The organism is Pseudomonas danubii (assembly GCF_042980055.1).
GTDB classification, from domain to species: domain Bacteria; phylum Pseudomonadota; class Gammaproteobacteria; order Pseudomonadales; family Pseudomonadaceae; genus Aquipseudomonas; species Aquipseudomonas danubii.
In genome coordinates, this window is the sequence record NZ_CP116502.1 from 5660780 (window position 1) to 5674315 (window position 13536).

The window sequence follows — 13536 nt, forward strand, 5'->3', positions numbered from 1 at the left end:
CCGACCTTGTCGACGCCTTCGCTGGCAAGCCATCTCCTACAACAACCCCCGGCTTCTAGGAGAGCGAGATAATCAGAGGACCATGGCCGCGACCCAGCCAAAGGCCAGCAGCGGCAGGTTGTAATGCAGGAAGGTCGGGACCACGGTGTCCCAGATGTGATGGTGCTGACCGTCGATGTTCAGCCCCGAGGTCGGGCCCAGGGTCGAATCCGAGGCCGGCGAGCCCGCGTCCCCCAGCGCCCCGGCGGTGCCCACGATGCAGACAATCGCCAACGGGCTGAAACCCAGCTGCACGCACAAGGGCACGAAGATCGCGGCCAGAATCGGCACCGTGGAAAACGACGAACCGATGCCCATGGTCACCAACAGCCCCACCAGCAACATCAGCAAGGCGCCCACGCCCTTGCTGTGGCCGATCCACGCCGCCGAGGCTTGCACCAGGGAATTGACCTCGCCGGTGGCCTTCATCACTTCGGCGAACCCGGAGGCGGCGATCATGATGAAGCCGATCATGGCCATCATCTTCATGCCTTCGGTGAACAGGTCGTCAGTCTCGCGCCAGCGCACGATGCCCGACACCGAGAAAATCAGGAAGCCGCACAAAGCCCCGATAATCATCGAGTCCAGCAGCAACTGGATCACGAACGCAGCGACGATAGCCGCCCCCGCCACCAGCAGGGTCCGCGGGTTGTACTGCACCGCCACCTGCTCGACTTTCTCGATCCGATCCAGGTTATACACGCGCTTCTTGCGGTAGCTGACAAAGGCCAGCAGCAAGCCGCAGAGCATGCCCAGGGCGGGAATGCCCATGGCGTGGGTGACGTTGACCTGGCTGATATCCACCCCGCTGCGGGCCACGTTGGCCAGGAGGATCTCATTGAGGAAGATGTTGCCGAAGCCCACCGGCAGGAACATGTAGGGGGTGATCAGGCCGAAGGTGATGACGCAGGCGATCAGCCGCCGGTCCAGTTGCAACTTGGTCAGTACATAGAGCAGCGGCGGCACCAGCAGTGGGATGAAGGCAATGTGGATCGGCAGAATGTTCTGCGAAGCAATCGCCACCACCCACAACAGGCCGATCAGCAGCCATTTGACCTGGCCGCCGCCGTGGGCGTCCTGGCGATCCACCAATATCAGGATCTTGTCCGCCAGGGCATGGGCCAGGCCGGACTTGGCGATGGCCACGGCGAAGGCGCCAAGCAAGGCGTAGGACAGGGCCACGGTGGCACCGCCACCCAGACCACTGTTGAACGCCTTGAGGGTAGCCTCGATCCCCAGGCCACCCGTCAAACCACCCACCAGGGCACCAATGATCAGGGCGATCACTACATGCACGCGGGACAGGCTGAGCACCAGCATCACGCCAACCGCGGCAATTACTGCGTTAATCATCGTTACCTCATTACTGCGCCGCTAAAAAAGGCGCAAAAGCCTGTGACCGACCGGAAGGCAGCGGGCTGCCGACATCGAGATGAAAGAGGTTCTTATTAGAGGGCGCGCACTTTGCAGCAGCGCAACCAGCTTGTCAAAACCCGCACCCCGCCGCCCGCAGGAGCAAGCTTGCTCGCGAAGCACCCAAGCCCCCCGTACCCGTGGCGAGGGCGCTCGTTCCCGACGGGCTGCACAGCAGCCCCAGAGCCTCACGGCTTATTTCGAACAAGCGTTTAAAGAACGCCGTTCGTCGGCCGTTACAGTGCAAAGTCTCAGATATTTATCGAATAAAGGACGCCTCCATGTCGCTCAGACAACTTTCCATCCAATGGAAGATCACCCTGCTGGCCGGACTCTGCCTGTTGGGCATCGTGTCGCTGTTGGTGGGGCTTTCGCTGTATCGCATGGAGCACAGCTCCGAGCTGGTGAAAGCGTCGAGCATGGAGATGCTCAACGAAGCAGCCCAGGCGCGGATCGAAGCCCAGGGTGAAGTCCAGGCACTGGGCATTCGCCAACAGTTCATGGACGCCTATCAATACGGCCACGGCTTTTCCCGCCAGGTGCTGTTCCTGCGGGAACAGGCCGAGAAACGTTTCCTCGACGCCTTCGACCTGCGTGAAGACCTGACCCGCCAGGTCAAGTCGGCGCTGCAGGCCAACCCCGACCTGCTGGGCCTGTCCCTGGTGTTCGAAGCCAACGCCCTGGATGGCAAGGACGAGTTGTTCAGCGGCCAGAGCGAATTGGGCAGCAACGAAAAAGGCCGCTTCGCCCTGTACTGGTCCCAGCCCACCCCGGGCCAGCTGACCTCCATGGCGTTGCCGGAAAGCGACATGAGCGACACCCGCAGCGGACCCAGCGGCCAACCGGCCAATGCCTGGTTCACCTGCCCGCGCAGCACCCTCAAGCCCTGCGTGATCGAGCCCTACTTCTATGACATCGACGGCCAGAAGGTGCTGATGACCAGCATCGTCTTCCCGCTGCTGGTCAACGGCAAAGTCATCGCCTCGCTGTCGGTGGACATCAACCTCAACAGCCTGCAGGCCATCAGCCGAGATGCCAGCCAGAAGCTCTACGCCGGCCAGACCAGCGTCAGTATCCTCAGCCCCGCAGGCCTACTGGCCGGCTATAGCCCGGATGCCAGCAAGCTCAGCCAGCGCCTGGACAGTGTCGACAGCGTCAACGGCGCCGAACTGATCCGCCAACTGGCCGATAGCACCCAGACCCACAGCCTGCACAGCCAGCAGAAACTCAAGGTCCTCGCCCCCTTCACTCCGATCCCTGGCGGCAAGCCTTGGGGCGTGCTGCTGGATGTGCCGGAAAAGGTCCTGGTGGGTCCGGCCGAAGCCTTGAAAAGCGAACTGGACGCCAGCAACAACAGCGGCACCCTGATGGAGCTGGGCCTGGGCCTGCTGGCGGCTGTAGTGGGCCTGCTGCTGGTGTGGCTGATGGCGCGCAGCGTGACCCGGCCGATTCTCGGCGTGGCCCACATGCTCGAAGACATTGCCAGCGGTGAAGGCGACCTGACCCGGCGCCTGGCGTACAACAACAAGGACGAGCTGGGGCAACTGGCCGGCTGGTTCAACCGTTTCCTCGACAAGCTGCAGCCGATCATTGCCGAAGTGAAACGCTCGGTGCAGGACGCCCGCGGCACCGCCGACCAGTCATCGGCCATCGCTACCCAGACCAGCGCCGGCATGGAACAGCAGTATCGTCAGGTGGACCAAGTGGCCACTGCTTCCCACGAGATGAGCGCCACCGCCCAGGACGTGGCCCGCAGTGCGGCCCAGGCGGCCCAGGCGGCGCGGGATGCCGACCAGGCCACGCAACAGGGCCTGACCGTGATCGACCGCACCACCCGCAGCATCGACCAACTGGCCGCCGACATGAGCGCCGCCATGACCCAGGTCGAAGGTCTGGCCGCCAACAGCGAACAGATCGGCACGGTACTGGAAGTGATTCGTTCGATTGCCGAGCAGACCAACCTGCTGGCCCTCAACGCTGCCATCGAAGCGGCCCGCGCCGGAGAGGCCGGGCGCGGTTTTGCGGTGGTCGCCGACGAGGTGCGCAACCTGGCCCAACGCACCCAGGAATCGGTGGAGGAAACCCGCCAAGTGATCGAGCAACTGCAAACCGGCACCCGGGACGTGGTGGGCTCCATGAACAGCAGCCACCGCCAGGCCCAGGGCAGCGTCGAACAAGTGGGTCAAGCCGTGACCGCCCTGCGCCAGATCGGCGACGCGGTGACGGTGATCAGCGACATGAACCTGCAGATCGCCAGCGCCGCCGAGCAGCAGAGCGCAGTGGCCGAGGAGATCAACAGCAACGTGGCGACCATCCGAGACGTCACCGAATCGCTGTCGGAACAAGCCAATGAATCGGCGCGGGTCAGCCAGTCCCTCAACAGCCTGGCCAATCAGCAACAGAGCCTGATGGACCAGTTCCGCGTCTGACCTGTAGCCGCTGCCGCAGGCTGCGATGGCCCCCAAGAGGGCGTCGCCCTTGAGGACGCCGAAGGCCCTTCGGGCCTTGTCGCAGCCTCGCTGTTGCTCGGCAGCGGCTACAGGTCTACAGATCGGGGTCGAACCGGGTTGGTGTAGCCGCTGCCGCAGGCTGCGATGGCCCCCAAGAGGGCACCGCCCTTGAGGACGCCGAAGGCCCTTCGGGCCTTGTCGCAGCCTCGCTGTTGCTCGGCAGCGGCTACAGAGGGCGCCAAGGTTCGACGGTTGATCGACAGCCGCCACGGGCGCCGAACCTCGCGCCCGGCGAGTTCAGCGCTTGGGCAGCTCGACCTCCACCCGCAAGCCGCCCCACTCGCTGTCCCCCAGGCTCAGCGTGCCGCCGCAGGCGTCGACTATGTCGCGCACGATGCCCAGGCCCAGCCCGTGGCCATCGGTTTGTTCATCCAGCCGTGCGCCGCGGCTGAACACCTCGTTACGCCGCGCTTCGGGAATGCCCGGGCCGTCGTCCTCCACCCGCAGGCAAAAGCCCTGCGGCCGCTCCTCGACGCTCAGGCGCACCTGGGCATCGGCCCATTTGCAGGCGTTGTCCAGCAGATTGCCCAGCAGCTCCAGCAGGTCTTCCCGGTCCCAGGGCAGGCGCAGCCCCGGTGGCGCCTGGTAACTCAAGTCCAGGTGCTCGCCATGGATCATGTTCAAGGTCGCCAGCAAACCCGGCAGTTCGGCATCGCATTCGAACAGCACCCCGGGCAGTGCATCCCCCGCCAGCCGCGCGCGGTTGAGTTCGCGATTGAGGCGTTGCTGCACTTGCTGCAATTGCTCCAGCAGCACCCTGCGCACCTCGGGGTGGCCCTCCAGCTTGGGCCCCGAAGCCAGACTCAGGAGTACCGCCAGTGGGGTTTTCAAGGCGTGGCCAAGGTTGCCCAGGGCGTTGCGCGAGCGGTTCAGGCTGTCTTCGGTGTGGGCCAGCAAATGGTTGATCTGCGCCACCAGCGGCTCCAGTTCAACCGGCACCTGGGCGTCCAACTGCGAGCGCTGGCCCTGCTGCAACTGGGCGATCTGCTCCCGTGCGGTCTCCAGGGGACGCAAGGCCCGGCGCACGGTAATCCGCTGCAGCAGCAGAATCAGCAGCAACCCGGCCAGCCCCAGGCCAAGACCGACCTGACGCATGCGCTGGAAGCTCTCGCGCACCGGGGTGTAATCCTGGGCCACGCTGATGGAGATCGATTGCCCGAGGCGCTTGTAGTCGCTGCGCAGCACCAGCAGTTGCTGGCCTTCCGGCCCCAGTTGCAGGTCGCTTTGCAGGCCGGCGCGCTGCAGCTGCGGCAGCTCCTGATCCCACAGGGAACGGGAACGCCAATGCACATCAGCGAAATCGATACGGAAGTAATGCCCGGAAAAGGGCCGTTGATAGGCAGGCGACAGGCGACGCTCGTCCAGTTGCAAACCTTGAGGACCACGGACCAGCGCCAGCAGCAGGCTTTCACTGTCTTCCTGAAGTCCCGCCTCCAGGTAACGCTGCAGGCCCACCTCAAACAGCCAGAGGCTGGTCTGCGCCAACACCAGACCGACCACCAGCATCACCGTGATCAGGCCCAGACTCAGGCGCCGCTGGATCGACCTCACGAATCACTCCCGCCGAACAGGTAGCCCTGGCCGCGGCGGGTTTCGATCACGCTGCGCCCCAACTTGCGCCGCAGGTGATTGACGTGGACTTCAAGGACATTGGAGTCGCGTTCGGTTTCACCGTCGTACAGGTGCTCGGCCAGATGGCTTTTGGACAGGATCTGCTGCGGGTGCAGCATGAAATAGCGCAACAGGCGAAATTCCGCGGCGGTCAGCAACACGTCCTGGCCATCACGGACCACGCATTGGCGACCTTCATCCAGGTGCAGCCCGGCGGCCTGCAAGGTCTGCTGATTGGCCTGGCCGTGGGAGCGACGCAACAGCGCCTGCACCCGCAGGTGCAACTCCTCGGGGTGAAAAGGCTTGCTCAGGTAATCGTCGGCGCCGGCCTTCAGGCCCTCAATGCGCTCGGCCCAGGAGCCGCGGGCGGTGAGGATCAGCACCGGGGTCGCCAGGCCACCGGCGCGCCATTGACGCAGCACCTCAAGCCCCGGAACCCCGGGCAGGCCGAGGTCGAGAATGATCAGGTCATAGGGTTCACTGGCACCCTGGTACAGGGCATCGCGGCCGTCGGCCAGCCAGTCCACCGCGTAGCCCTGGAGTTTCAGGCCCTCCAGCAGTTCATCGGCCAGGGATACGTGATCTTCCACCACAAGCAGGCGCATCAGTCGTCTTCCTCATCTTTCAACAGGCGCCCAGTGGCGGCATCCAGGTCCAGCTCGCGGACCACGCCGTCCAGGGTCAACAGCTCAACCTCATAAATGTACACATCATGTTTTTCTTCCAGTTCGGCTTCCAGCAACTTGGCGCCGGGATAGCGGTCCATGGCTTGCTGCAGGAGTTGCTCCAGGGGCAGGATCACCCCCCGCTGGCGCAGGCGCAGGGCCTCGTCCTGGTCCAGGTCACGGGCCACGGCCAGGGAGCAGAATAGCAACAGCGCCAGGGCCACCCGGCTGCCGGCGCGTATCGTCGAGTTCATTAAGTGTCCTGATGATCCTTGAGTACCTGGCCGGTCACGGCGTCCAGCTCCAGGTCCCACTCCAGCCCTTGCGGGTCGCGCAGTTCAACCTGGTAGATGTACTTGCCGTACTCCTCTTCCAGCTCGGTTTCACTGATGCTCGCCCCAGGATGCCGGGACAGGGCCGTGGCATTGAGTTTTTCAAAGGACACAATGGTACCAGCGTCGCGCAGCCGCAGGGCTTCGTCGGGGCCCAGGTCGCGGGCATGGGCCAGGCTGGCGGCCAGGCTGGTGGTCAGAGCGATGAGGCTGGCGCTGAACAGCGCGGTCAGGGTTTTCATGACAGGTCTCCAAGGTCAGTGGCCAAAGGCCGATGGCGCCGACGATACCCAAGGCAACTTAATTGAAACTGAATCGCCATCATGGCCCTGACACAAGTTTCACTCGGCCCGAAGCGCCCGGGTTCTCTATACTCGGCGGCTGATTCAAGAGTGAGCCCGGTATGACCGCCATCCATATCAAGTTTCCCGCCCTGACCCTCAAGGCCGGCCCCCGCGCCCTGGCCCGCATCCGCCGCCAAGGCCTGCACGCCGGCGAAGTCGGCACCTTGCCGGGCGCCGCCGGCGGCCCCAAGGCTTTGGGCATTCAGGGCCTGGACCTGGCGCTGTTCGGTGAATGGCTGCCGGCGGTGCCCCGTGAGCGTTCGCTGATTGGCGCCTCGGTGGGTTCCTGGCGCTTTGCCAGTGCCTGCCTGCCGGACGCCGCCGAAGGCATCCGCCGCCTGGGCCAGCTGTACAACGCCCAGAGTTTCGCCAAGGGCGTGACCATGGCGCAGATCAGCCACAGCTCCCAGCGCATGCTCGATGAGCTACTCGATGGCCGCGACGCCTCGATCCTCGACAACCCTCACTACCGACTGAACATCATGGTGGTCAAAAGCCACGGCCTGCTGGCAGACGATCACCGCGGGCGCCTCGGCCTGGGCCTGTCTTCGGTGATCGCCGACAACCTGCGCGGCCGTGCGCGCCTGTCGCGGCACTTCGAACGCCTGGTGCTGCATGACCCGCGCCTGGCTCCGCCGCTGAACGCCCTGGAAGACTTCCCTTCGCGCTTCGTGCCCCTGGACCGCAGCAACCTGCGCCAGGCGCTGCTGGCCTCGGGCTCGATCCCCATGGTCATGCAGGGCGTGCGCGAACTGCCCGGCGCCGGGGCCGGCACCTTCCGCGACGGCGGCCTGCTGGACTACCACCTGGACCTGCCCTACAGCGGCAGCGACATCGTGCTCTACCCGCACTTCACCGACCGGGTGATCCCCGGCTGGTTCGACAAGACCCTGCCCTGGCGCCGGGCCAGCCCGGAGCGCCTGCGCGACGTCCTGCTGCTGGCGCCGTCGAAGGAATACCTGGCGCGCCTGCCCTACGGCAAGCTGCCGGACCGCAACGACTTCAAGCGCTTCATGGGCGACGACGCCGGCCGGCAGAAATACTGGCGCAGCGCCATGGACGAAAGCCGCCGCCTGGGCGATGAATTCCTCGAGCTGGCAGCGCAGAACCGCCTGGGCGAACGCCTGCAAAGCCTGTGAGGCTGCCCCAGGCCGCGCACTGACCCTTTAGTCAGGGTTTTTCCGCAGCCCGGGAGCCAAGCTGATAAACTCGCCGCCTGCCTCAACTCGCCCCCCGGGCGACGCCACCTGACAGAGCTGACCGACACTGTGGAAATCTTCAAAGAATTTACCTTCGAATCCGCCCATCGCCTGCCTTTCGTGCCCGAGGGCCACAAGTGCGGCCGCCTGCATGGCCACTCGTTCAAGGTGGCGATCCACCTCAGCGGCGAGGTCGACGCGCACACCGGCTGGATTCGCGACTTCTCGGAAATCAAGGCCATCTTCAAGCCGCTCTACGAGCGCCTGGACCACAACTACCTGAACGACATCCCCGGCCTGGAAAACCCCACCAGCGAAGTCCTGGCCAAGTGGATCTGGAACGAACTCAAGCCGCTGCTGCCGGAGCTTTCGGCGATTCGCATCCACGAAACCTGCACCAGCGGCTGCATCTACCGCGGCGAATAAGCCGAGCCATCTACAGGTCGCAAGGAAGCTGCCCCATGAGCCCACGTATCTACCTCGCCGGTTTCGATGTGTTTCGCGCCGACGCCCAGGCCCATGGCCAATACCTCAAGCAACTGTGCAGCGCCCAGGGCCTGCACGGTCTGTTCCCCCTGGATAACCAGGCCCCGCAGAAGCTCTCGCCAGAAGCCACCGCGCAGTGGATCTGCCAGCAGAACCTGGCCATGATCCGCGCCTGCGACGCCCTGCTGGCCAACCTCAACGACTTTCGCGGCCTGGAGCCGGATTCCGGCACCGCCTTCGAAGTGGGCGCGGCCATCGCCCTGGGCAAGCCGGTGTGGGCCTACTTCAGCGGCCCCGCGACCCTGCGCAAGCAAGTACCCCACGACGCCCAGGGCCGCGATGCCCAGGGCTTTGCGGTGGAAGATTTCAACCTGCCGCGCAACCTGATGCTGGCCTGCACCTGGAGCGGTCGCAGCACCTGTGTGGAAACAGCCATCCGTGACCTCGGGCACTGGTTGAACGCAGCCCCTGCGGCCCACTGAAGATAACCAACAGCGTCACTTTCTGCCGAAAACGACCCCGTCGGACAAAAGCCTTGTTTTGTCGCGAAAGCCGATGTTATGTTTCTAACACGAATTACAAAAATGAAACTTCAATAACATTTTCCGCGAACGCCTGGCGAGATGGTCATGGACAAGAACAGTTTCCAAATCACCCTGGAACAGCAGTTTGCAAGCCTGACGCCCACCGGCAAGCGCATCGCTACCTACCTGTTGGCCAACCTCCAGCAGTTGCCTTTCGAAACCGCCGACAGCATCGCCCAGCAAGCCGGCACCACGGGCATTTCCGTGGGGCGCTTCCTGCGCTCCCTGGGCTACCGCAACCTGGATGACGTCAAGCAAGGCCTGCGCGGCGATGCCCCGACCTCCTGGCTGATCACCGACCGGCTCGGCGCCTTTCGCAGCGAAGCCCATCAGGACGACGCCCTGGAGCGCTCGATGCACCGCGAGATCGAGGCCATCCAGCACGTCTACGGCCTGGCCCGCAGCCAGGTGTTCGCCGACATCGTGCGGCAGATCGTCGAGGCCGATGCGGTGTTCATCATCGGCATCCAGTCGACCCGGGGCATCCTCAACGCCTTCCACAGCCACCTGGAATACATCCGGCCCAAGGTCTACTACGTCGATGGCCTGTCGGGCATCTATGCGGAAACCCTGAACTCGGGCTTCGCCAAGCCCTACGCGATCATTTCCGATTTTCGCGCCTACTCCGCCGTCACCCAGACCTTCTGTGAAGTAGCCAACGCCAACGCCCTGCCCCTGGCCCTGGTCACCGACCTGCAATGCCCCTGGGCCCGGGACTACCCGCTGGACCTGCTGCAACTGAAAACCGATGTCGGCCAGTTCTGGGATTCCCTGGCGCCGTTGACCTGCCTGTTCAACCTGATGGTGTCCGCGGTGGCCGAGGGCTATGGCGAGCGCCTGGATGAGCGCCTGGCGAAGAACCGAGCGTTGCAGGAAGCCTTCGGCCAGTTCGAATCCTGACCTTCAAGCGTGCCCCAAGATGGAGTGAGTGAGTGAACAACAGCCCCCTTGTCGAAATCGACGCCCAGCGCCACCAACTGGAAATCGACCTGGTCTACGCCAGCGCCGACAACCTGGCCGGCCAGGTGATCTACCGCAACGCCCGCTGCCTGCTGCACAAGGACGCCGCGGCCTGCCTGTACAAGGCCAGCCAGCTGGCGCGCATGGCCGGCCTGGGCCTGCGCATCTACGACGCCTATCGCCCGGCCTACGCCCAGCAGCTGCTGTGGCAGGCCCTGCCCAACCCGGACTACGTGCGCGACCCGCGCCTGGGCTCGCACCACACCCGGGGCGTGGCCGTGGACCTGACCCTGGTGGATGAAAGCGGCCAACCGCTGGACATGGGCACCGCCTTCGATGCCATGGAGCCCAAGTCGCACCAGTTCTACAGCGACCTGCCGCCCCAGGTGCAGCGCAATCGCCTGATGCTGCTGGGGATCATGCTCAGCGCCGGCTTCGAGGCGATCCCCACCGAGTGGTGGCACTACGAGTTGCCCAACGCCGAAGACTTCCCCCTGATCCAGGAGCACGACCAGCCCTTCGAACACTGATCTCCCGTTCCCCAGCCGGCCACAACAACAGGCAGCTCACTGCCCCAAGCCGGTCGTACTGCAACACCGCTTCAGCTCCAACTGCCCGGTTATAGCTTTTATAAAAAACCTGACGAACTTCCCAACATCGAATGATCAAGGAAACCGGCATGACCCCCAATCTGCGCAATAACCCTGATGTGCGTCTGTCCACCCGTGTCGCCCTGTCGCTGCTGTGCGCCGCCCTGAGCCTGGGGGCCTGGCAGGCGGCCAGCGCCGCCGCGCCCAAGGACACCCTGATGATCGGCAAGGCCGCCGACCCGCAGACCCTCGACCCGGCCGTGACCATCGACAACAACGACTGGGCCGTGACCTACCCGGCCTACCAGAAGCTGGTGACCTACAAGGTCGAGAACGGCAAGGGCAGCACCGAAGTCCAGGGCGACCTGGCCGAGAGCTGGAGCACTTCCGCCGACAACCTGACCTGGGATTTCAAGCTCAAGCCGGGCAACAAGTTCGACGACGGCAAGCCGGTGGACGCCGCCGCAGTGAAGTTCTCCTTTGACCGGCTGATGCAGCTCAAGCAAGGCCCATCCGGAGCCTTCCCGGATGACATGAGCGTGGCCGTGGTCGACCCGCTGACCGTGCGCTTCACCCTGAAGAAGCCCTACGCGCCCTTCCTCTACACCCTGGCCCACAACGGCGGCGGCATCATCAACCCGGACGTGGCCAACAAGGGCGAGGACGTCAACGCCTACCTCTCGACCCACACCGCCGGCTCCGGGGCCTTCCGCCTGAGCAACTGGCAGAAGGGCCAGTCGCTGACGCTGGAACCCAACAGCTACTACGCCGGCCCCAAGCCGAGCCTGAACAAGGTGGTGATCAAGATCATCAGCGAGGCCTCGGTGCGCCGCCTGCAACTGGAGCGCGGCGACCTGGACATCATCGAGGACATGCCCGAAGACCAGCTCGGCACCCTGGCCGGCAAGTCCGGGGTGGTGATCCAGACCTTCCCCTCGCTGCGGGTCAACTACCTCTACCTGAACAACCAGCGTGCGCCCCTGGACAACGTCGAAGCGCGCCAGGCACTGGTCCAGGCCATCGACTACAAAGGCATCGTCGACGGCATCCTCAAGGGCCAGGCCAAGCTGATGAACGGGCCGATCCCCGACGGCATGTGGGCCCACGACCCGAGCCTGCCGCTGATGCAGCAGAACCTCGACGGCGCCAAGGCCAGCCTGGCCAAGGTCCCGCAGAAGATCAGCAACCTGACCTACCTGTACTCGGACAAGGACGCCAACTGGGAGTCCATCGGCCTGACCCTGCAAGCGGGCCTGGCGCCCCTGGGCATCAACCTGAAGATGGAAAAACTGGCCAACGCCACCATGCGTGAACGGGTCGGCAAGGGTGACTACGACGTGGCCATCGGCTCCTGGAGCCCGGACTTTGCCGATCCCTACATGTTCATGAACTTCTGGTTCGACTCCAGCCTGCAGGGCTTGCCGGGCAACCGCTCGTTCTACAGCAACCCGGAAGTGGACAGCCTGATCCGTGAAGCGGCGGCCACCAACGACACCGCCCAGCGCATCGAGCTGTACCAGAAGGCGCAGAAGATCGTCCTCAAGGACAACGTCTACGCCTACCTGTACCAGAAGAACTACAGCCTGCCGATGCGCGATTCGGTGAAGGGCTACGTGTTCCATCCGATGCTGGAACAGGTGTTCAACATCGCCGAAATCAGCAAGTAGGACCGGCCCTGCGATCCCCGTCGCCGGCCCCTGAACCGGGCCGGCGCCGGGTTGCCGTGTCCCCGCTGCGGGGCCGTTATTGCCCCTGCCGTTCGTCAAGCGTTAACGAGGTTGCCTCATGGCCTTCCTGAATATGTTGCGCAAACGCCTGCTCGGCCTGTTGCTGGTCGTGATCGGGGTTTCGCTGATTACCTTCACCATCTCGCACCTGATTCCCGGTGACCCTGCGCGGCTGATCGCCGGCGACCGGGCCAGCGATGCCATCGTGCAGAACATCCGCCACCAGCTGGGCCTGGACCTGCCGCTGTACCAGCAATATGGGCGCTACATGCTCGACCTGCTGCACGGCGACCTGGGCACCTCGATCCGCACCAGCCGCCCGGTGCTGGAGGACTTGCAGACCTTCTTCCCGGCCACCCTGGAGCTGGCCCTGGCGGCGCTGCTGCTGTCGGTGCTGGTGGGCGTGCCGCTGGGGGTGTTGTCGGCGGTCTATCACAACCGATTTATCGACCAGATCGCTCGCACCCTGGCGGTCACCGGGATTTCCACCCCGGCGTTCTGGCTGGGCTTGGGGCTGATCCTGCTGTTCTACGGCAACCTGGGCTGGCTGCCCGGCAGCGGGCGCCTGGACGAAGGCCTGGAGCCGCCGCCAACCATCAGCGGCTTCTACCTGATCGACTCGCTGCTGGCCGGGGATATTCCGCTGTTCCTCAATGCCCTGCAGCACCTGATCCTGCCGGCGGTGACCCTGGGCTTCGTCAACCTCGGGGTGGTGGCACGGCAGATCCGCTCGGCGATGCTCGACCAGCTCGGCGAGGACTACATCCGCACCGCCCGGGCCTACGGCCTGTCGCGCTGGGCGGTGATCCTGCGCCACGCCCTGCCCAATGCGCTGATCCCCTCGGTGACGGTGCTCGGCCTGACCCTGGGCGATCTGCTGTACGGCGCGGTGCTGACCGAGACCGTGTTCGCCTGGCCGGGCATGGGCGCCTATGTGGTGAAGTCGATCCAGGCCCTGGATTTCCCGGCGGTGATGGGCTTCGCCATCCTGGTGTCGTTCATTTATGTGCTGCTGAACATGGCGATCGACCTGTTGTACCGGGTGATCGACCCGCGCATTGGCGAGGTAAATTGAG

The 13536-nt window shown here is 64.5% G+C and carries 13 protein-coding genes and 1 pseudogene; 9 read left to right on the top strand and 5 right to left on the bottom strand.

Going from position 1 to position 13536, the window contains the following annotated elements:
* Positions 1-72: 72 nt before the first annotated feature.
* On the bottom strand, positions 73-1389 hold the full coding sequence (locus PFZ56_RS25460; protein ID WP_170003402.1) for a Na+/H+ antiporter family protein: 1317 nt from the start codon (positions 1387-1389) through the stop codon (positions 73-75).
* 1529 nt (positions 1390-2918) lie between these two features.
* On the opposite strand from PFZ56_RS25460, the pseudogene PFZ56_RS25465 reads away from it, so the two are divergent.
* Positions 2919-2975, top strand: a pseudogene (locus PFZ56_RS25465) (hypothetical protein); the annotation flags it as partial.
* A 201-nt stretch (positions 2976-3176) separates the two neighbouring features.
* Positions 3177-3881: a methyl-accepting chemotaxis protein gene (locus PFZ56_RS25470; RefSeq protein WP_394304662.1), complete on the top strand. Its 705-nt coding sequence runs from the start codon at positions 3177-3179 to the stop codon at positions 3879-3881.
* A 318-nt stretch (positions 3882-4199) separates the two neighbouring features.
* On the opposite strand, the gene PFZ56_RS25475 is transcribed toward PFZ56_RS25470, so the two are convergent.
* From PFZ56_RS25475 to PFZ56_RS25490, 4 genes are read right to left on the bottom strand one after another with little or no spacing between them, the layout of a single operon-like run.
* Entirely contained in the window at positions 4200-5513 is a 1314-nt protein-coding gene (locus PFZ56_RS25475) for a sensor histidine kinase (RefSeq protein ID WP_110596166.1), read from the bottom strand.
* Complete coding sequence (locus tag PFZ56_RS25480; RefSeq protein ID WP_102864630.1) at positions 5510-6178, bottom strand: response regulator transcription factor; 669 nt, start codon at positions 6176-6178, stop codon at positions 5510-5512. Before PFZ56_RS25480 ends, PFZ56_RS25475 begins: the two co-directional genes overlap by 4 nt.
* Positions 6178-6492 carry a PepSY domain-containing protein gene (locus PFZ56_RS25485; RefSeq protein WP_170003359.1) on the bottom strand — a complete coding sequence of 105 codons (315 nt, stop codon included), beginning with the start codon at positions 6490-6492 and terminating at the stop codon, positions 6178-6180. Before PFZ56_RS25485 ends, PFZ56_RS25480 begins: the two co-directional genes overlap by 1 nt.
* Entirely contained in the window at positions 6492-6812 is a 321-nt protein-coding gene (locus PFZ56_RS25490; protein ID WP_102864628.1) for a PepSY domain-containing protein, read from the bottom strand. The genes PFZ56_RS25485 and PFZ56_RS25490 overlap by 1 nt, the downstream gene beginning before the upstream one ends.
* 161 nt (positions 6813-6973) lie before the next feature.
* On the opposite strand from PFZ56_RS25490, the gene PFZ56_RS25495 reads away from it, so the two are divergent.
* The 7 genes from PFZ56_RS25495 to PFZ56_RS25525 all read left to right on the top strand — a co-directional run bounded on the left by PFZ56_RS25495 (position 6974) and on the right by PFZ56_RS25525 (position 13535).
* The gene (locus tag PFZ56_RS25495) at positions 6974-8053 is read left to right on the top strand and encodes a patatin-like phospholipase family protein (RefSeq protein ID WP_394304504.1); all 1080 of its coding nucleotides are present in this window, start codon (positions 6974-6976) and stop codon (positions 8051-8053) included.
* 129 nt (positions 8054-8182) lie between these two features.
* Positions 8183-8539 (top strand): 6-carboxytetrahydropterin synthase QueD, encoded by a 357-nt coding sequence (queD, locus tag PFZ56_RS25500; RefSeq protein WP_011062303.1) that lies wholly within the window; start codon positions 8183-8185, stop codon positions 8537-8539.
* Between the two features lie 35 nt (positions 8540-8574).
* Entirely contained in the window at positions 8575-9081 is a 507-nt protein-coding gene (locus tag PFZ56_RS25505; protein ID WP_170004509.1) for a nucleoside 2-deoxyribosyltransferase, read from the top strand.
* Between the two features lie 141 nt (positions 9082-9222).
* Complete coding sequence (locus PFZ56_RS25510; RefSeq protein ID WP_170004511.1) at positions 9223-10083, top strand: MurR/RpiR family transcriptional regulator; 861 nt, start codon at positions 9223-9225, stop codon at positions 10081-10083.
* A 32-nt stretch (positions 10084-10115) separates the two neighbouring features.
* Positions 10116-10673, top strand: coding sequence for a D-alanyl-D-alanine dipeptidase (gene ddpX, locus PFZ56_RS25515; protein WP_102881853.1), 558 nt, complete (start codon positions 10116-10118; stop codon positions 10671-10673).
* 149 nt (positions 10674-10822) lie between these two features.
* Positions 10823-12400, top strand: coding sequence for an ABC transporter substrate-binding protein (locus PFZ56_RS25520; protein ID WP_110596170.1), 1578 nt, complete (start codon positions 10823-10825; stop codon positions 12398-12400).
* A gap of 118 nt (positions 12401-12518) precedes the next feature.
* Positions 12519-13535 carry an ABC transporter permease gene (locus PFZ56_RS25525; protein ID WP_102881855.1) on the top strand — a complete coding sequence of 339 codons (1017 nt, stop codon included), beginning with the start codon at positions 12519-12521 and terminating at the stop codon, positions 13533-13535.
* Position 13536 lies beyond the last annotated feature (1 nt).